Raw genomic sequence first — 16,897 nt, 5'->3', positions numbered from 1 at the left:
GCGGCGTCAGGCCGGCACTGGCTCGCCTTCGGCGTGGCGATGCTTCTCCGGCAGATAGGCCAGCAGCATTTCGCGCACGAGCGTCGGGCTCTTGGAATCGCGTATCATCAGGATGCCGTCGATGATCAGCGTGCGATTGGTCTCTTCGTCCAGGAGCTTGCCATGCAGCTTGTCGGCGATCGGGATGCAGAAAAGGTTGGCGACCAGCGCGCCGTACAGCGTCGCGAGCAGCGCGGTCGCCATGAACGGGCCGAGCTTGGAGGGGTCGGTCATGTTGGCGAACATCTGCACCATGCCGATCAGGGTGCCGACCATGCCGAAGGCCGGGGCGCAATCGCCGACGGCGCGATAGATCTTGCTCCCCTCGTCGAGGTGCATGAGGAAGTTGTCGCGGTCGCGTTCGAGATTGTCGCGGATGAAATCGAGGTCGTAACCGTCGGCGACATAGCGGATGCCCTTGGCGAGGAACGGCTCGTCGGTCTCGACCTTTTCGAGACCGACCGGACCCTGCTTGCGGGCGATCTCGGCGATGCGGGCGAGCTCGTCGACGAGGTCGTGCGCCGACAGACGGCTCATGGTGAAGGCGAACTTGGCGCCGAGCGGCAGGCCGTGCATCAGCGCCGAGAGCGGAAACCGGATCATGGTCGCTGCAGTCGATCCGCCGAAGATGATGATCATCGCATGCTCGGAGATGAACATGTGAAGATCGCCTCCCAGCAGCATCATCGTCGCGATGACGATTATGCCCGCCACGAGGCCGACGCCCGTCATGATATCCATGGGAGACTCCAACGCGAACGCAACAACGGCCATCCTGGCCGGTGGCGCGGTCCAACCCCGAACCGCATCGGAAACCGTAGAGTGGTGCCCTTAAAGCCGCGTAAAGGTTAAGTTCATCCGATGCGACCGAGCGGCGCAACGCAACGGAACGACGGCGGCTTTGCCGTTCTGCGACATCGATCTCAACACTTTGCTAACCATAAATGAGGCCGTCAGGACGACAGCCCTGTCAGCTTCAGGCTGAGCGCGCGCAGCTGCCGGCGCGCATCGGCATCATAGGCCTGCGGATTGGCACGCGCTTCGTTCATGCCGTTGAAGAACAGGCCGCTTCTAGCGGCAACGTCGTCGCCCTCGACCAGATGGAGGATCGCCGCACCGCCCTGCTCCACGGTCGACATCGGCGCAATGCCGCCGGCGCGAACCATCGTGGTGTTCATGTAAGTCGCCGGATGCAGCGCGTTCACGGTGATGCCGGCCCCCTTCAACTCCTCCGCGAGATCGATCGTGAACATGATCTGCGACAGCTTGCTCTGCGCATAGGCGCGCGAGCCGCTATAGCCTTTCGTGATCATGACGTCGTCGAAATCGATCGGATGCTGGCCGAGCGACGCGACATTGACGATGCGCGAGGGCGCGGCGGCCTTCAGCAACGGCAGCAGCAAACGGACGAGCAGGAAGCCGGAGAGATAGTTCACGGCGAAGCGCAGCTCGTAACCGTCGCGGCTCTCCTGTCGTTGCGGGCCGTCGTTCTGCGAACCAATGCCGGCGTTGCTGACGAAGACATCGAGACGCTTGTGATCCCGGATCACCGCCGCGGCAAGCTCGCGCGCGCCTGCCATCGACGATAGATCGGCCTGATAGAAGGTCGGCGCAGCGTGGCCGGCCTTCACGATCTCGTCGATCAGCGCCTTTGCGCGCTCGGCACTCCGGCCATGGATCAGGACATCAGCGCCTTCGGCGGCAAGGCGGGTTGCAACATAGCGCCCGACACCATCGGTCGAGCCCGTGATCAGCACCGTCTTGCCGCGCATGTCCATGGCCTACTCCCGTCAGTGGATCTCCGCCGAGCGCTTCAGCGCCGCTTTCAGCTTCTCCAGCGAGAAGTCGGGGCTGCGGGCGATCTCGAGGATCGGCGTCTCGCGACGGCCGCAGAGCTCGGCGGCCTCAGGCAGTTTCGCTGCGACGTCCAGCGGGATCACGATGGCGCCATGCTGGTCGGCGTGGATGAGGTCGTCCGACTTCACGGTCATGCCGGCGACGCGCACCTCGCCGCCAAAGCTCTCCGCGTGCACCCAGGCATGCGACGGGCCGATCGAGCCGGCCAGCGCCTGGAAGCCAGGAGCCCATTGCGGAATGTCGCGGATCGAGCCGTCGGTGATGACGCCGAGGCAGCCGAGCGCCTTGTGCACGTTGCTTTGCACCTCACCCCAGAACGCGCCGTAGCCGACGTCGGGGCCGTCGATGTCCTGGATCACCGAGATGCGCGGGCCGTGGCCGGTGCCGACATATTCGTAATATTCGATGCGGCGCTTCGACTGCTCTTCGGGTGCAAGCGACGATTTCAGCACCGAGCGGATCGCGACGGTGCGGGCGTAGCCGACGATCGGCGGCAGATCCGGGAACGGGCAGACCAACTGCTTGGTGGTGTAGCCGATCAGGCGGCGCTCCGGCGCCACGATCTCCATGGCATTGCAGATCGTCGGCGTGTCATAGCGGCCCAGCGCTTCGAGGACGGAAGCGGGCAGCGGCCCGGTCGCGGTATTGGTCACGGCGTTCTCTCCCAGATTGGCGGCTGATTGACGCGATGCCGCCGGCACAGGGCGATATAGCCGAGATCGGGCCTCAGCCCAACTCAGGCGCTCTCATGGCAGATATCCGCGCGCGATAGCTCAGTGCAGCCGGCCAGGCCGGTCATCATCGCGCGGTGGCTCCGACAGGCTCGCCATTGTCGGCGCGGACGGCGGCGACGGCACTTCGCCGCCGGCAGGCGACGCAGCTTGCAGCGCGCGCGCCTGATCGCGGTAAGATTTGTAACCGAGCGGCAGGCAGAGCAGATACAGCGCCGTGCCGACCGACAGCACGTGCCAGGGATAGGCAATCAGGATCGCAATGAAGACGACGACCGCGACGAAAGCCGGCAGCACCAGCTCTGGCGACACGCGCATGCGCTTGGTCTTGCCGGAGAACACCGGCAGGCGCGAGACCATCAGGAAGGCGATCAGCAGCGTATAGGCCGCGGTCAGCGCCGCGGGCGCGCGGCCGAGCTCGAGAAACGCGACATAGATCGGCAGCAGCACGGTGATGGCACCGGCCGGCGCCGGCACGCCGGTGAAGAAATTGGCGGCGAAGGCGGGCTTGTTCGGATCGTCCATGGTGGCGTTGAAGCGCGCAAGCCGCAGGCCACCTGATATCGCGAACACCATCGCGGCGATCCAGCCGGCATTGCCGAGCTCGTGCAGCTGCCAGAAGTACAGCATCAGGCCCGGCGCGACGCCGAAATTGACGAAGTCGGCAAGGCTGTCGAGCTCGGCGCCGAACTTGGACTGGCCCTTGATCATGCGCGCGACGCGGCCGTCGATGCCGTCGAGCGCGGCCGCGAACACGATGGCGTAGACGGCAAGCGTCATCCGCCCCTCGATCGACAGCCGGATCGAGGTCAGGCCGGCACAGATCGCCAGCAGCGTGATGACGTTGGGCACCAGCATGCGCACCGGGATCGGGCGGAACCGCCGGCGGCGAATATCGGGATCTCGGTAGTCGTAGGGCGTCATTGGCTCGTCCTCACCTCTCAGCGAGATATAGCAAGCCGCGTTCCCCTCCGCCATCGCGGCGGAAGGGCCCCGACAGCGGCGCGTTGGTTAATTGGCGCGGTAAGTGCGGCCGGGGTCGTCGCCGGTAAGGTCGGCCAGGATGGTCTCGCCGGCGATCGCAGTCTGCCCCTCCGAGACCAGCGCCTTGGTGCCGACAGGCAGGTAGACGTCGAGCCGCGAGCCGAAGCGGATCAGGCCGAACCGCTCGCCGGCGCCGACCGCCTGCCCCTCCTTGACGAAGCAGACGATGCGCTTGGCCACGAGGCCTGCGATCTGGATCACGCCGATACGGCCCTGCGGCGTCGAGATGACGAGTGAATTGCGTTCATTGTCCTCGCTCGCCTTGTCGAGCTCGGCGTTGATGAAGAGCCCCGGCCGATAGGCGATACGGTCCACCCTGCCCGCCACCGGGCTGCGATTCACATGGCAGTTGAACACACTCATGAACACCGAGATGCGCGGCAGCGGCCGGTCGCCGAGCCCGAGCTCGGCCGGCGGCAGCGCCATGGTGATCATCGAGACACGGCCGTCGGCGGGCGACACCACGAGCCCGTCGCGCTGCGGCGTCACGCGCACGGGATCGCGGAAGAACAGCGCGCACCACACGGTGAGGATCGTGCCGATCCAGCCCAGCGGCGACCACAGCCACATCAGGAAGATGCTCACCGCCGCGAAGATGCCGATGAAGGGATAGCCCTCCTTGTGGATCGGCGGGATCTGACGTTGGATCGAATCGAGGATGGACATCGCTATCTGCCGCTGGAGGGGTTGATGGCACGGGTGGGTCGCGCGAGCCTGTTTAGGCCAGAGTTGGGACCGGAGACAAGCTCACTCCGCGGCCGCCTGCGCCGTCAGGGCGTCCTCCACCGGCGGCGGCTCCCGGTTGGGCGCCTCGCTGCTGTCGGCCATACGGGCCAATTTCTCGCGCGCGGCCTCGGCCTCGCGCTGCCTGTTCCACATGCTGGCGTAGAGACCGTCCTGTGCAAGCAGGCTGGCATGGGTGCCGCGCTCGGCGATACGGCCCTGGTCGAGCACGATGATCTCGTCGGCACCGACGATGGTCGAGAGCCGGTGCGCGATCACAAGCGAGGTGCGGTTCTTCGCCACGCGGTCGAGCGCGCCCTGGATCTCGTGCTCGGTGTGGGTGTCGAGCGCCGAGGTCGCCTCGTCAAGCACCAGGATCGGCGGCGCCTTCAACACGGTGCGCGCGATCGCGACGCGCTGCTTCTCGCCGCCCGACAGTTTCAGGCCGCGCTCGCCGACCTGGGTCTCGTAACCCATCGGAGCCATGCGGATGAAATGATCGATTTGCGCGAGGCTAGCGGCCTCCTCGACCTCGTCATTGCTGGCGTCCCAGCGGCCATAGCGGATGTTGTAGCGGATGGTGTCGTTGAACAACACCGTGTCCTGCGGGACCATGCCGATCGAGGCGCGCAAGCTTGCCTGCGTGACTTTGCGGATGTCCTGGCCGTCGATCAGGATCTTGCCGCCAGAGATGTCATAGAGGCGGAATAGCAGCCGCGAGATGGTCGACTTGCCGGCGCCGGACGGGCCGACGATCGCCACCGTCTTGCCGGCCGGCACCTCGAAGCTGATGCCTTTGAGGATCGGCCGCGTCGGCTCATAGGCAAAGCGCACGTCCTCGAAGCGCACGGTGCCGGCGGAAACGACGAGCGGCTGCGCATCGCGCGCGTCCTTGATCTCGGCCTCGCGATGGATCACGCTGAACATCTTCTCGATGTCGATGATCGCCTGCTTGATCTCGCGATAGACCATGCCCATGAAATTCAGGGGTTGGTAGAGCTGGATCATCATGGCGTTGACCAGCACGAAATCGCCAACCGTGTTGGTTCCATTGCGCACGCCGATCGCGCACATCAGCATGGTCGCGGTCAGGCCCAGCGTGAATATCACGGCCTGGCCGGTGTTGAGCACCGCGAGCGAAGTATAGGTGTGGATGCTCGCTTCCTCGTAGCGCGCGACCGACTTGTCGTAGCGCTCGGCTTCGCGGGCCTCGGCGCTGAAATATTTGACGGTCTCGTAATTGAGCAGCGAGTCGATCGCCTTGGTATTCGCCTCGGTGTCGGAATCGTTCATCTTGCGGCGGATGCCGATCCGCCACTCGGTCGCGATGTAGGTGTAGTACATGTAGACCGCGACGGTGATCAGCGTGGCGGCCACGTAGCGCCAGTCGAATTGCCAGAGCAGCACGGCCATCAGCAGCGAAACCTCGACGATGGTCGGGATCAGCTGCAGGATCACCATACGCACGATCACCTCGATGCCCGAGCGACCGCGCTCGAGCACGCGCGTCAGGCCGCCGGTCTTGCGCTCCAGATGAAAGCGCAGCGACAGTTCGTGCATATGGATGAAGGTGATGGTGGCGAGCTTGCGCACCGCATGCATGGCGACACGGGCAAAGATGCCGTCGCGCCATTGCGTCAGCACCGCCATCACGATTCGCATGACGCCGTAGCTCGCCGTCAGGAGCAACGGCGATGCAATCACCCAGAGGTGCCAATTGCTGGCCTGCACCGGTGCGGTGTTGGCACCGGTCAATGCGTCCGTCGCCCATTTGAAGCTGAACGGCACCGACAGGGTGATCAGCTTGGCAGCGAGCAACAGCACAATCGACCAGACCACACGCATCTTCAGGTCGACGCGGTCGCCGGGCCAGATATAGGGCCACAGATGCGCCAGCGTGCCCATCAGCGTGGCCCGCTCCAGCGGTCCGGGCTCAGGCACGTCGGGCGAATGAGGAGGGCTCATGAAGAAACCTGGAAGGGCCCGCCGGATGCGGGCGCGTTGCGATTAACTGTTTTCGCTCGTCATATAGAAGCTTCCAGGGGCAAGCGCACCCCGCCAGATGGCGAATCTTCGATTGTTTGTCGCCATTTACCGGTAGATTTCCGGGTAGTCCGAATCACCGGAAGGGCTTGACGGCCCTCCGCTGCAATGCATCATGGCGCCAATGAGCACAATCAAAACCGTCTGTGTCTATTGCGGCTCCGGCCCCGGAACCAATCCCCACTTCACCGAAGGCGCCGAGGCGTTCGGCAAGGCACTCGCCGAGAACAACATCCGCCTGGTCTATGGCGGCGGCTCGCTGGGCCTGATGGGCTCGGTCGCGACCTCCGTGCTGGATCACGGCGGCACCGTCACCGGCATCATTCCCGAATTCCTGCGCAAGCGTGAGAATGCGCTGACGCGCGTGCAGGAGATGATCGTCACCCCCGACATGCACGAGCGCAAGCGGCTGATGTTCGAGCGCTCCGATGCCTTCGTGGCGCTGCCGGGCGGCCTCGGCACGCTGGAGGAGCTGGTCGAGCAATTGACCTGGAAGCAGCTCGGCCGGCACGCCAAGCCGGTGCTGCTCGCCAACATCGACAATTTCTGGGAGCCGCTGTTCTCGCTGCTGTCGCATATGCGTCAGACCGAGTTCATCCGCGCCGGTCTTTCGGTCGACATCCTCAAGGCCGATCGCGTCGAGGACATCCTGCCGAAGCTGAAGGCGGCAGCGGCACAGATCGCCGAGACGGAAAAGCAGCTCGCTCCGGAAGTGGCGCGGAAGCTGTAAGTCTATTCTGCCGGAAACGTCACCGCCTCGATCCGGTTGCCGTCGGGATCGGTCACGAAAGCCGCGTAGTAGCGCACGCGGTCATGCGGGCGGATGCCCGGCGCACCATCGGATGCGCCGCCGCTCGCAACCGCTGCGGCGTGGAATGCATCGACCTCACCTGTCGTCTTCGCGCGCAGACAGATGTGCACGCCGCTCTCCGGGGGGACAGGCGGCATGGCTTCGCGCAAGTTGATCCAGAATTCGGGATAGGCCTTGCCGAAGCCGACTGTGCGCGGTCGCGTGACGAGGCGCGTGAGACCGAGCGCCGCGAGCGTGGCCTCATAGAATTTTGCGGAGCGCTCGAGCTCGCTGACGCCGACGGAGATGTGGTCGATCATTGTTGGCGCTCCCCCTCTCTCCTCTCGTCATTGCGAGCTACGCTCGCAATGACGGTGTTTACGGCACCACCGGTTCTTACGCCGGCGCGCCCGATTTCACGAGCTTGTAGATCACCGAATCCATCAAAGCCTGGAACGAGGCGTCGATGATGTTCGGCGACACGCCGACCGTGGTCCAGCGATCGCCGTTCTCGTCCTCGCTCTCGATCAAGACGCGCGTCACCGCGCCGGTGCCGCCATTGAGGATACGGACGCGGTAATCGATCAGCGTCAGGCCTTCGATGTATTTCTGGTACTTGCCGAGGTCCTTGCGCAAGGCAACGTCGAGCGCGTTGACGGGACCGTTGCCTTCAGCGGCCGAGATCAGATGCTCGCCGGCGACGTCGACCTTGACCACGGCGAGCGCCACGGTGACGCGCTCGCCGAGCGCGTTGTAGCGCTGCTCGACATTGACGTCGAACTGCTCGACCTCGAAATAATGCGGCACCTTGCCAAGTGTCCGGCGCGCCAGCAGGTCGAACGAGGCATTGGCGGATTCATAGGCGTAGCCCTGCGCCTCGCGCTCCTTCAACTCCTCGACCAGCCGCGTCAGCTTCGGATCACTCTTCTCGTAGGCGATGCCGGCACGATCGAGCTCGGCAATGACGTTGGAGCGGCCGGCCTGGTCTGACACCAGCACCTTGCGGTGATTGCCGACCGTTTCAGGCAGCACATGCTCGTAGGTCTGCGGATCCTTCATCACGGCGGATGCGTGAATGCCCGTCTTGGTGACGAAGGCGCTCTCACCGACATAGGCCGCATGGCGGTTCGGCACGCGGTTGAGCATGTCATCGAGCGTGCGCGAGACTTTGACGAGGGTCGCCAGCTTCTCCGGCGTGACCGAGATCTCGAAGGCGTCCGAAAATTCCTTCTTCAGTTTCAGCGTCGGGATCAGCGAGCAGAGATTGGCATTGCCGCAGCGCTCGCCGAGGCCGTTCAGCGTCCCCTGGATCTGCCGCGCTCCGGCGCGGACCGCGGCGAGCGAGTTGGCCACTGCCTGCTCGGTGTCGTTATGGGCGTGGATGCCGACATGATCGCCGGGAATGTGTTTTGTCACCTCAGTGACGATGGCCTCGACCTCGTGCGGCATGGTGCCGCCATTGGTGTCGCACAGGACCACCCAGCGCGCGCCGGCGTCATAGGCCGCCTTGGCACAGGCGAGCGCAAAGCTGGCATCTTCCTTGTAGCCGTCGAAGAAATGCTCGCAGTCAAGCATGACCTCGCGGCCAGCGGCCTTTGCGGCTGCGACGCTGTCGCGGATGGAGGCGAGGTTTTCCTCTTTCGTCGTCTCCAGCGCGACACGGACCTGATAGGCGGAGGATTTTGCCACGAAGCAAATCGCATCCGCCTTCGCCTCCAGCAGCCCGGCGACACCGGGATCGTTGGAGACCGAACGCCCTGCCCGCCGCGTCATGCCGAAGGCGGTAAAACGAGCATGGTTGAGCTTCGGCTTGGAGCTGAAGAACTCGGTGTCGAGCGGATTGGCTCCGGGATAGCCGCCCTCGACATAGTCGATGCCGAGATCGTCGAGCATCCCTGCGATGACCTGCTTGTCGGTCAGCGTGAAATCGACGCCGTTGGTCTGCGCCCCATCGCGCAGTGTGGTGTCGAACAGATAAAGGCGCTCCCTGTTCATTGCAGCGCTCCTGACGCCGGTGTCGTGACGAGCGTCTTCTTCATGGTGGTGTTGGCGAGCCACTCGTCGTTGACGGTGACGCTGTTGCGCTGCTGCGCCGCGTAGCCGCGCTTGGCGAAAAAGTTTTGGGCGGTGTCGCTCGCATCGACCGTGAGGTTGGTGGCGCCGCGGCCGCCGGCAAGCTTCTCCAGCGCGTCAACTAGCAGGGTTGCGATCCCCTGCCCCGCCACGGCCGGGTGAACATAGAGCATGCGGATATGGTCGGCGCCGCGAAGAGAGGCAAAGCCGACGGGCGAGCCGTCAAGCGTCGCCACCAGCGTCAGGTCGGACGCGAGCCCCTTGCCGAACTCTTCGTCCTCCGCTGTCTCCATCCAGGCTTGCTGCTGCGCCTCGCTATAATCGTCACCGGTCAGCTCCTCGATGCTGGCGGTGAAGATGCCGGCAAGAACCGGCACGTCAGCCGGCAAGAAGGGCCGCAAACCGGGCTTTGGCAAAGTCTGTCCCATCGTCTTCACCACATCCCATAGAGCTTGAGCACCAGCGCCACCGCAGCGCCGAGCAGGAGGATTTTCAGCGCGATGTAATAGAGCCAATGCCTCGGAAAAGGCGTGTCGGGCCGGGTCATCGCTTGAGCTCCCAGGTCGTCACCGGCTTGCCCTCGGCGTCCTTGCCATCCTTGATCAGGACCCCCATGGCGGCGAGCTGATCGCGAATGCGGTCAGACTCGGCGAAATCCTTGCGCGCACGCGCGGCCGTCCGCTCCGAGATCAGGCGTTCGACCTCGTTGACGTCGACGCCGCTCGCCTGCTGCTTGCGATCCTTCCATTGCGCCGCGCTCTCGGAGAGGAAGCCGAGCAGCCGCAACGAGCCCGCAAGCGCGGGCACGTCGCTGCCCCGTAGGCCGTGCAGCGCCGCGATCGCCTGCGGTGTGTTGAGATCGTCGAGCAGCGCGTCGACCACGGACGCAGCCGGCTTGCCGGGTTCGACGTCGGCGGCGATCCGATACCAGTCGTCAAGCGTCTTGCCGCTCTCCTCCAGCGACTTCATGGTCCAGTCGATCGGCGAGGTGTAGTGCGTTTTCAACATGTTGAGGCGCAGCACTTCACCCGGCCAGTCCGCCAGCAGTTCGTGGATGGTGATGAAGTTGCCGAGGCTCTTCGACATCTTCTCGCTCTCGACCTGCAGAAAGCCGTTGTGCATCCAGTAGTTCGCCATGCGCTGCCGGTGGAAGGCGCAGCAGGTCTGCGCGACCTCGTTCTCGTGATGCGGAAACACGAGATCGATGCCGCCGCCATGGATGTCGAACTGCTCGCCGAGATGCTTCCACGCCATGGCCGAGCACTCGATGTGCCAGCCCGGACGGCCCTCGGCCTTGATGCCTGATGGCGACGGCCAGGATGGCTCGCCGGGCTTGGATGGCTTCCACAGCACGAAATCGGTGTTGTCCTTCTTGTAGGGCGCGACATCGACGCGGGCGCCGGCGATCATCTCGTCCAGCGAGCGATTAGACAGCGCGCCGTAGCGCGGCAGTCCGTCGTTGGCCGCATTCATCGCCTGCGGTGAGAACAGCACGTGGTCCTCGGCGGCATATGCGAAGCCACCGGCAACGAGCCGTTCGATGATCTCGCGCATCTCGGCGATATGCTCGGTCGCGCGCGGCTCGACGCTCGGACGGAGCGCGCCAAGCGCATCGACGTCGGCGTGAAACTGCCTGCCGGTCTGCTCGGTGACCTTGCGGATCGCCTCGTTCAACGGCAGGCCGGGAAAGTCCCGCGCGGCGCGGTCGTTGATCTTGTCGTCAACGTCGGTGATGTTGCGGACATATTTGACGTGCGCCTCGCCATAGAGATGGCGAAGCAGCCGAAACAGCACGTCGAACACGATCACCGGCCGGGCGTTGCCGATATGGGCGAAGTCATAGACGGTCGGTCCGCAGACATACATGCGGACGTTGTTCGCATCGAGCGGCACGAAGGTGCGCTTCTCCTTCGTCAACGTATCGTAGAGACGCAATTCCATATGGACACCCGTCGGCTGTTGGCCGGGCGTCCAGTGCTCTCAATGTGTTTTGAGAAAAGACGGCTCCAGCCAGCGAATCGCTAGCTCGTAATCTCGCGGCAAATAATGCAGATGGCGAGGAGACCGTTCATGCGGCGACATATGGGCTATCAGGCCGGCTTTCGTCAAGAGAGCCACGGAAATGCCGCTTTATTTCCGCAAAGCGCGGCCCCCCGCCGAGATGGTTCATCATCCTTAACCATTTGAGCCCATTCTGGAACTGGCGGTTCCTATTTTTGCCCCAAGGTGTTTTCATGCGATCCTTGCTCGCGCTTATTTCCTGCGCCTCGATCCTTGCTGCATCCAGCGCCTGGGCCGAGACCCGCGTCTTCATCATTGGCAACCAGGCCGACGGCCATGGCGTCGACCAGTGCCTAGCCAAGGGCGATAAATGCGGCGCCCAGGTCGCCCGCACCTACTGCCAGTCACGGGACTTTGCACAGGCATCCGCCTACCGCCGGGTCGATCCCGACGAAATTACCGGCTCTGTCCCCAAATCCGGCGCAAACTGCTCCCATGGCCATTGCGACGAATATGTCGCAATCACCTGCCAGCGCTGAATTCGCTCGGAACTGGCGGACCTTAGGACCAGTCTTCGGCCCCTGAAACGACGTGACGATGCCGCGGGAAGCGGCTATTGGAGGGCGCGCGTCGGCCTCCCAAATCGCATCGGTAAGTCACTTGCGGCCGTGACCTCGCTAGAATGGCGGATATGCCTGAATTTTTGTCTCTGTCCCGTCCCCGCTTTCTCCTTGCCTGCACCGTGCTTCTCAGCGTCGTGCTCGCCACCGATGCCTTCGCCCAGGCTGGCCCGCCCGGAGCGGCGCCGCCTCCGCCTGCCCAAAGCGGCCTCGGACCGAACCCGATGTGCGTGCGCCTGGAAGGCCAGCTCGCCGCGCTGGATCGCGGCGGCAGCGACCCTGCCCGCGAGGACCAGATCCGCCGCTACCAGGATTCCCAGGCCAAGCAGCAGGCTGAGCTCGATCGCGTCACCATGCAGGCCAAGCGCATGGGCTGCGACTCGTCCGGCTTCTTCTCGCTGTTCAACGGCCAATCCGCACAATGCGGTCCGGTTAACACCCAGATCCAGCAGATGCGCGCCAACCTGGACCAGATCACTAGCAATCTCGAGCGCCTGCGCGGTGGCGGTCCGGGCGGCGGCAACCCCGAGCGCGACAGCCAGCGTCGCTCGGTGCTGATTGCGCTCGCGCAGAACAATTGCGGCCCGCAATACGCCAATGCCGCGCAGTCGCAAGGCGCCGGCAACTTCCTGAGCAATCTGTTCGGCGGCGGCAACAACCCGAATAATCCGCAAGGTGTGCCGCCATCCGATCTCGGCCCGCAATCCGGCACCTATCGCACCGTGTGCGTGCGCACCTGCGACGGCGCCTATTTCCCGATCTCGTTTGCGACCGTGCCGGCGCGCTTCCCGGACGACGAGAAGACCTGCAAGGCGTTGTGCCCGGCAGCCGAAGCGGTGCTCTATGCCCACCGCAATCCCGGCGAGGACATGAACTCCGCGGTCTCGATCAGCGGTCAGCCCTACACGTCGCTGCCGACCGCCTTCAAATTCCGCAGCGAGTTCAACCCGTCCTGCTCCTGCAAGGCGGCCGGCCAGAGCTGGGCCGACGCGTTGAAATCGGCCGACGACAAGGCCGCGGTCGAGCAGCAGGGTGACATCATCGTCACCGAGGAAAGCGCCAAGAAGATGCAGCAACGGCAGCTCACCAAGGGCGCACCTGCGAATGGCAAGAAGGGCGCAGCTCCGGCCACCGCCGCCGCGCCGGCGACGACGCCACCTGCGGATTCGAGCGCAACCGCGACCTCGGAAAACAAGCCGATCCGCTCGGTCGGCCCGACCTTCCTGCCGCAGCAGAAGTAGTAACTCAGCCCCCAACTCAGCTGTCATGCCCCGCGAAAGCGGGGCATCCAGTACTCCGCGGCGCCGATTGGTTTTCACGATATCCGCCGCGGAGTACTGGATCATCCGCTTTCGCGGATGATGACAGCGGAATGAATGGCTACCCCTCGAACGCGTCGATCGACGCCTTGCTGCCGCGTGACACCAGGGTCTCATCGGGTGCGGGCAGCTTCTCGCCCCGATCGCGGAAGCGGTTGGTGATGGGATAGCGGCGGTCGCGGCCGAAGTTTTTGCGCGTGACCTTCACCCCGGGTGCGGCCTGGCGGCGCTTGTATTCGGCGACGTTGAGCAGATGGTCGATCCGGGACACCGTCTCGCGGTCGAAGCCGGCTTCGATGATCTGGTCGAGCGGCTCCTCGCGTTCGACCAGACGCTCCAGGATCGCATCGAGCACGTCGTAAGGCGGCAATGAATCCTGATCGGTCTGGTTTTCACGCAATTCGGCCGTCGGCGGACGCGTGATGATATCAGGCGGAATCACCTCGCCTGCGGGCCCGAGTGCCCCCTCCGGCTTCCATGCATTGCGCAAGCTTGCGAGCCGAAACACTTGGGTCTTGTAGATGTCCTTGATCGGATTGAAGCCGCCGTTCATGTCGCCATAGAGCGTGGCGTAGCCGACCGACATCTCCGACTTGTTGCCTGTCGTCACCACCATCAGCCCGGTCTTGTTGGAGATCGCCATCAGCAGCGTGCCGCGGGTCCGAGCTTGAAGATTTTCCTCGGTAATATCATGCGGCAGGTTCTTGAAGAGGCCGGACAGGATGGTCTCGAAGCCGGTTACGGCTTCCGCGATCGGCAGCACTTCGTAACGGATACCGAGATGGCCGGCGAGCTCGCCGGCATCGGCAATCGAGTGAGCCGCTGTGTAACGATACGGCAGCATCACGCCATGCACCTGATCTGCCCCAAGCGCATCCACCGCGATCGCCGCACACAGCGCGGAGTCGATGCCACCGGAGATACCGAGCAGTACACCGGGAAAGCCGTTCTTGGCGACGTAGTCGCGCAGGCCCAGCACACAGGCAGCGTAATCAGCGCGGTCGCCTTCGGGCTGCTCTGCGATTGGACCGGTGCAGTGCCAATCCCCGCCGGTCCTGACGAAGCGCAAGGTCGTGACGCTCTCTGCGAATGCCGGCAGTTGCGCGGCGAGCGAGAGATCGCCATTGAGCGCGAACGAGGCTCCGTCGAACACGAGTTCGTCCTGGCCGCAAACCTGGTTGAGATAGACCAGCGGCAGGCCGCTTTCGGTGACGCGCGCGACCGCCACCGACAGACGCACATCGTTCTTGTCGCGGGCATAGGGCGAGCCATTCGGCACCAGGATGATTTCGGCGCCGGTCTCGGCCAGCGTCTCGACAACGTTCTCGTAATCCTCGGACTCTTCCAGCCAGATATCCTCGCAGATCGGCACGCCGATCCGCACGCCGCGCACGGTGACAGGACCTGAGGCAGGCCCGCGCGAAAACAATCGCTTCTCGTCAAACACGCCGTAATTCGGCAGATTGCATTTGAACCGCAGGCCGGCGATGCGCCCGCCATCGAGCAGCGCGCAGGCATTGTAGAGCTTGCCGTCCTCGACCCAGGGCGTGCCGACCAGCAAGGCCGGGCCACCGTCAGCAGTCTCGCGCGCGAGCGTTTCGATCGCGACGCGGCAGGCCGCCTGGAAGGCCGGCTTCTGCACCAGATCCTCCGGCGGATAGCCGGCGATGAACAATTCCGGAAACAGCACGAGATCGGCGCCATCGGCGATGGCGCGCGCGCGTGCGACGCGAACCTTGGCGGCATTGCCCTCGATATCGCCCATGGTCGGATTGAGCTGGGCGAGCGTGACCGCGAAGGCGTTGAGACGTTCGGTCATGGCCGCCTCGTCCAGCTAGAGGAATCCCAATCGCTCGACGATGGCGATGATCCAGAATGCGCCGGCCATCAGCAGCGCGACGCCAACTGCAGCCGAGCCCATGTCCTTGACCCGCCCGATCTGCTTGTCGTGATCCATGGTAAGGCGGTCGGCGAGTTTCTCGATCGCGGTGTTGAGCAGCTCCACGACCAGCACGAACGCAACCGCACACACCAGCTCGACTGCCCGCATCGCGGTTGCGGCGACGAACCACGCCACCGGCAGCGACAGGATCAGCGCAAAGACCTCCTCGCGGATGGCCTGCTCCGAACGGAACGCAAAGGCCATTCCGTTGCGGGAATTGATCGTGGCCTTCCAGATCCGCAGCAAGGTCTTAGAGCCCCGCTGCGGCCGGCATCGGCCGAACCTTGCCGGCGCGTTCCTGCTTCAGCAGTTCGGCGACCAGGAAGGCCATGTCGATGGATTGCTCCGCATTGAGGCGGGGATCGCAGACCGTGTGATAGCGGTCGTTGAGATCCTCGTCGGTGATGGCGCGGGCGCCGCCGATGCATTCGGTAACGTCTTGGCCGGTCATCTCAAGATGCACGCCGCCGGCATGGGTGCCTTCTCCGGCGTGGATGGTGAAGAACGACTTCACCTCCGACAGCACGCGATCGAACGGCCGCGTCTTGTAGCCTGACGTGGAGGTGATGGTGTTGCCGTGCATGGGATCGCACGACCAGACCACCACCTTGCCTTCGCGCTTCACCGCGCGGATCAGGCCCGGCAGATGATCGGCGACCTTGTCGGAGCCGAAGCGGTTGATCAGCGTCAGCCGGCCCGGCTCGTTGTCGGGGTTGAGCACGTCGATCAGCTTCAGCAGCTCGTCGGGCTTGAGCGACGGGCCGCACTTGAGGCCGATCGGGTTCTTGATGCCGCGGAAATATTCGACATGGCCATGATCGAGCTGGCGGGTGCGGTCGCCGATCCAGATCATGTGGCCAGAGGTCGCGTACCAGTCGCCGGTCGTGGAATCGACGCGGGTCATGGCCTGCTCGTAGCCGAGCAGCAGCGCCTCATGGCTGGTGTAGAAATCGGTGGCGCGCAGCTCCGGATGGCTTTCGAGGTCGAGGCCGCAGGCGCGCATGAAGTTGAGCGCGTCCGAGATGCGGTCGGCCAGCTCCTTGTAGCGGCGGGATTGCGGTGAATCCTTGAGGAAGCCGAGCATCCACTCATGCACGCTACCGAGATTGGCGTAGCCGCCGGTCGCGAACGCGCGCAAGAGGTTCAACGTCGCGGCCGACTGGCGATAGGCCATCAACTGGCGCTGCGGATCCGGCACGCGCGCTTCCTTAGTAAAGGCGATGTCGTTGACGATGTCGCCGCGATAGCTCGGCAGCTCGACGCCATCAACCTTCTCGGTCGGCGACGACCGCGGCTTGGCAAACTGGCCGGCGATGCGGCCGACCTTCACCACCGGCACGGCGCCGGCATAGGTCAGTACCACCGCCATCTGCAGCAGCACGCGGAAGAAGTCGCGGATGTTGTTGGCACCGTGCTCGGCAAAGCTCTCGGCGCAATCGCCGCCCTGCAGCAGGAAGGCATCGCCGGCCGCAACGCGCCCCAGCGCCTTTTTCAGATTGCGCGCCTCGCCGGCGAACACCAGCGGCGGAAACGTTGCAAGCTGCGCCTCGACGTCGGCCAAGGCCTTGGCGTCGGGATATTCGGGCACCTGTAGCACCGGCTTGCTGCGCCAGGACTCGGGCGTCCACCGCTCGGACATCGCAATCTCTCCGTGAAGCGAAAAGTGCAACCTGATCTGTGGGTTGCGAGGGCCGCCTTATACACAGGCTGGCGCG

16 protein-coding genes are annotated in these 16,897 nt (G+C 64.3%); 3 read left to right on the top strand and 13 right to left on the bottom strand.

Annotated elements, in window-relative coordinates; translation table 11 throughout:
- Window positions 1–6 precede the first annotated feature (6 nt).
- The 6 genes from XI06_RS10380 to XI06_RS10355 form a co-directional block, all read right to left on the bottom strand.
- Window positions 7–780: a motility protein A gene (locus tag XI06_RS10380; RefSeq protein ID WP_237858742.1), complete on the bottom strand. Its 774-nt coding sequence runs from the start codon at window positions 778–780 to the stop codon at window positions 7–9.
- 212 nt (window positions 781–992) lie between these two features.
- On the bottom strand, window positions 993–1,817 hold the full coding sequence (locus XI06_RS10375) for an SDR family NAD(P)-dependent oxidoreductase (RefSeq protein WP_271605243.1): 825 nt from the start codon (window positions 1,815–1,817) through the stop codon (window positions 993–995).
- 12 nt (window positions 1,818–1,829) lie between these two features.
- Window positions 1,830–2,549 (bottom strand): RraA family protein, encoded by a 720-nt coding sequence (locus XI06_RS10370; RefSeq protein ID WP_271605242.1) that lies wholly within the window; start codon window positions 2,547–2,549, stop codon window positions 1,830–1,832.
- 120 nt (window positions 2,550–2,669) lie between these two features.
- Window positions 2,670–3,551, bottom strand: coding sequence for a CDP-alcohol phosphatidyltransferase family protein (locus tag XI06_RS10365; protein WP_237869609.1), 882 nt, complete (start codon window positions 3,549–3,551; stop codon window positions 2,670–2,672).
- An 87-nt stretch (window positions 3,552–3,638) separates the two neighbouring features.
- Complete coding sequence (locus tag XI06_RS10360; RefSeq protein ID WP_271605454.1) at window positions 3,639–4,343, bottom strand: phosphatidylserine decarboxylase; 705 nt, start codon at window positions 4,341–4,343, stop codon at window positions 3,639–3,641.
- Window positions 4,344–4,418: 75 nt separating this feature from the next.
- On the bottom strand, window positions 4,419–6,359 hold the full coding sequence (locus XI06_RS10355; protein ID WP_237858755.1) for an ABCB family ABC transporter ATP-binding protein/permease: 1,941 nt from the start codon (window positions 6,357–6,359) through the stop codon (window positions 4,419–4,421).
- 202 nt (window positions 6,360–6,561) lie between these two features.
- Between XI06_RS10355 and XI06_RS10350 the strand changes: the two genes are divergently transcribed.
- The gene (locus XI06_RS10350; RefSeq protein WP_237858756.1) at window positions 6,562–7,167 is read left to right on the top strand and encodes a TIGR00730 family Rossman fold protein; all 606 of its coding nucleotides are present in this window, start codon (window positions 6,562–6,564) and stop codon (window positions 7,165–7,167) included.
- A gap of 2 nt (window positions 7,168–7,169) precedes the next feature.
- On the opposite strand, the gene XI06_RS10345 is transcribed toward XI06_RS10350, so the two are convergent.
- The 4 genes from XI06_RS10345 to cysS all read right to left on the bottom strand — a co-directional run bounded on the left by XI06_RS10345 (window position 7,170) and on the right by cysS (window position 11,241).
- A complete protein-coding gene (locus tag XI06_RS10345; protein WP_271605241.1) occupies window positions 7,170–7,547 on the bottom strand; it encodes a VOC family protein in 378 nt (125 codons plus the stop codon).
- A 76-nt stretch (window positions 7,548–7,623) separates the two neighbouring features.
- A complete protein-coding gene (gene cimA / locus XI06_RS10340; RefSeq protein WP_271605240.1) occupies window positions 7,624–9,222 on the bottom strand; it encodes a citramalate synthase in 1,599 nt (532 codons plus the stop codon).
- Window positions 9,219–9,728, bottom strand: a complete 510-nt coding sequence (locus tag XI06_RS10335) for a GNAT family N-acetyltransferase (RefSeq protein ID WP_271605239.1) — start codon at window positions 9,726–9,728, stop codon at window positions 9,219–9,221. The genes cimA and XI06_RS10335 overlap by 4 nt, the downstream gene beginning before the upstream one ends.
- Window positions 9,729–9,843: 115 nt before the next feature.
- Window positions 9,844–11,241 carry a cysteine--tRNA ligase gene (gene cysS / locus XI06_RS10330; protein ID WP_271605238.1) on the bottom strand — a complete coding sequence of 466 codons (1,398 nt, stop codon included), beginning with the start codon at window positions 11,239–11,241 and terminating at the stop codon, window positions 9,844–9,846.
- 293 nt (window positions 11,242–11,534) lie between these two features.
- Between cysS and XI06_RS10325 the strand changes: the two genes are divergently transcribed.
- Both XI06_RS10325 and XI06_RS10320 read left to right on the top strand, forming a co-directional pair.
- A complete protein-coding gene (locus XI06_RS10325) occupies window positions 11,535–11,840 on the top strand; it encodes a hypothetical protein (RefSeq protein ID WP_237858766.1) in 306 nt (101 codons plus the stop codon).
- A gap of 143 nt (window positions 11,841–11,983) precedes the next feature.
- On the top strand, window positions 11,984–13,162 hold the full coding sequence (locus XI06_RS10320) for a DUF2865 domain-containing protein (protein ID WP_237858768.1): 1,179 nt from the start codon (window positions 11,984–11,986) through the stop codon (window positions 13,160–13,162).
- 139 nt (window positions 13,163–13,301) lie between these two features.
- Here XI06_RS10320 and XI06_RS10315 read toward each other — a convergent pair whose 3' ends face one another.
- The 3 genes from XI06_RS10315 to XI06_RS10305 are packed head-to-tail and all read right to left on the bottom strand — an operon-like array spanning window position 13,302 to window position 16,821.
- Window positions 13,302–15,059: an NAD+ synthase gene (locus XI06_RS10315; RefSeq protein ID WP_271605237.1), complete on the bottom strand. Its 1,758-nt coding sequence runs from the start codon at window positions 15,057–15,059 to the stop codon at window positions 13,302–13,304.
- A 15-nt stretch (window positions 15,060–15,074) separates the two neighbouring features.
- Entirely contained in the window at window positions 15,075–15,428 is a 354-nt protein-coding gene (locus tag XI06_RS10310; protein WP_237858772.1) for a diacylglycerol kinase, read from the bottom strand.
- A gap of 4 nt (window positions 15,429–15,432) precedes the next feature.
- Complete coding sequence (locus XI06_RS10305) at window positions 15,433–16,821, bottom strand: class II 3-deoxy-7-phosphoheptulonate synthase (protein ID WP_271605236.1); 1,389 nt, start codon at window positions 16,819–16,821, stop codon at window positions 15,433–15,435.
- Window positions 16,822–16,897 lie beyond the last annotated feature (76 nt).

The organism is Bradyrhizobium sp. CCBAU 11434, assembly GCF_028128895.1.
Classification (GTDB): domain Bacteria; phylum Pseudomonadota; class Alphaproteobacteria; order Rhizobiales; family Xanthobacteraceae; genus Bradyrhizobium; species Bradyrhizobium zhengyangense.
The sequence above is the reverse complement of the archived record's forward strand: the minus strand, read 5'-3'. Positions and strand labels throughout refer to the sequence as shown.

Bases quoted from the DNA above. Each gene is read 5' to 3' on its own strand.
- XI06_RS10380 (WP_237858742.1), bottom strand. From the start codon at position 780: ATGGATATCATGACGGGCGTCGGCCTCGTGGCGGGCATAATCGTCATC.
- XI06_RS10375 (WP_271605243.1), bottom strand. From the start codon at position 1,817: ATGGACATGCGCGGCAAGACGGTGCTGATCACGGGCTCGACCGATGGT.
- XI06_RS10365 (WP_237869609.1), bottom strand. From the start codon at position 3,551: ATGACGCCCTACGACTACCGAGATCCCGATATTCGCCGCCGGCGGTTC.
- XI06_RS10355 (WP_237858755.1), bottom strand. From the start codon at position 6,359: ATGAGCCCTCCTCATTCGCCCGACGTGCCTGAGCCCGGACCGCTGGAG.
- XI06_RS10350 (WP_237858756.1), top strand. From the start codon at position 6,562: ATGAGCACAATCAAAACCGTCTGTGTCTATTGCGGCTCCGGCCCCGGA.
- XI06_RS10345 (WP_271605241.1), bottom strand. From the start codon at position 7,547: ATGATCGACCACATCTCCGTCGGCGTCAGCGAGCTCGAGCGCTCCGCA.
- cimA (WP_271605240.1), bottom strand. From the start codon at position 9,222: ATGAACAGGGAGCGCCTTTATCTGTTCGACACCACACTGCGCGATGGG.
- XI06_RS10335 (WP_271605239.1), bottom strand. From the start codon at position 9,728: ATGGGACAGACTTTGCCAAAGCCCGGTTTGCGGCCCTTCTTGCCGGCT.
- cysS (WP_271605238.1), bottom strand. From the start codon at position 11,241: ATGGAATTGCGTCTCTACGATACGTTGACGAAGGAGAAGCGCACCTTC.
- XI06_RS10325 (WP_237858766.1), top strand. From the start codon at position 11,535: ATGCGATCCTTGCTCGCGCTTATTTCCTGCGCCTCGATCCTTGCTGCA.
- XI06_RS10320 (WP_237858768.1), top strand. From the start codon at position 11,984: ATGGCGGATATGCCTGAATTTTTGTCTCTGTCCCGTCCCCGCTTTCTC.
- XI06_RS10315 (WP_271605237.1), bottom strand. From the start codon at position 15,059: ATGACCGAACGTCTCAACGCCTTCGCGGTCACGCTCGCCCAGCTCAAT.
- XI06_RS10305 (WP_271605236.1), bottom strand. From the start codon at position 16,821: ATGTCCGAGCGGTGGACGCCCGAGTCCTGGCGCAGCAAGCCGGTGCTA.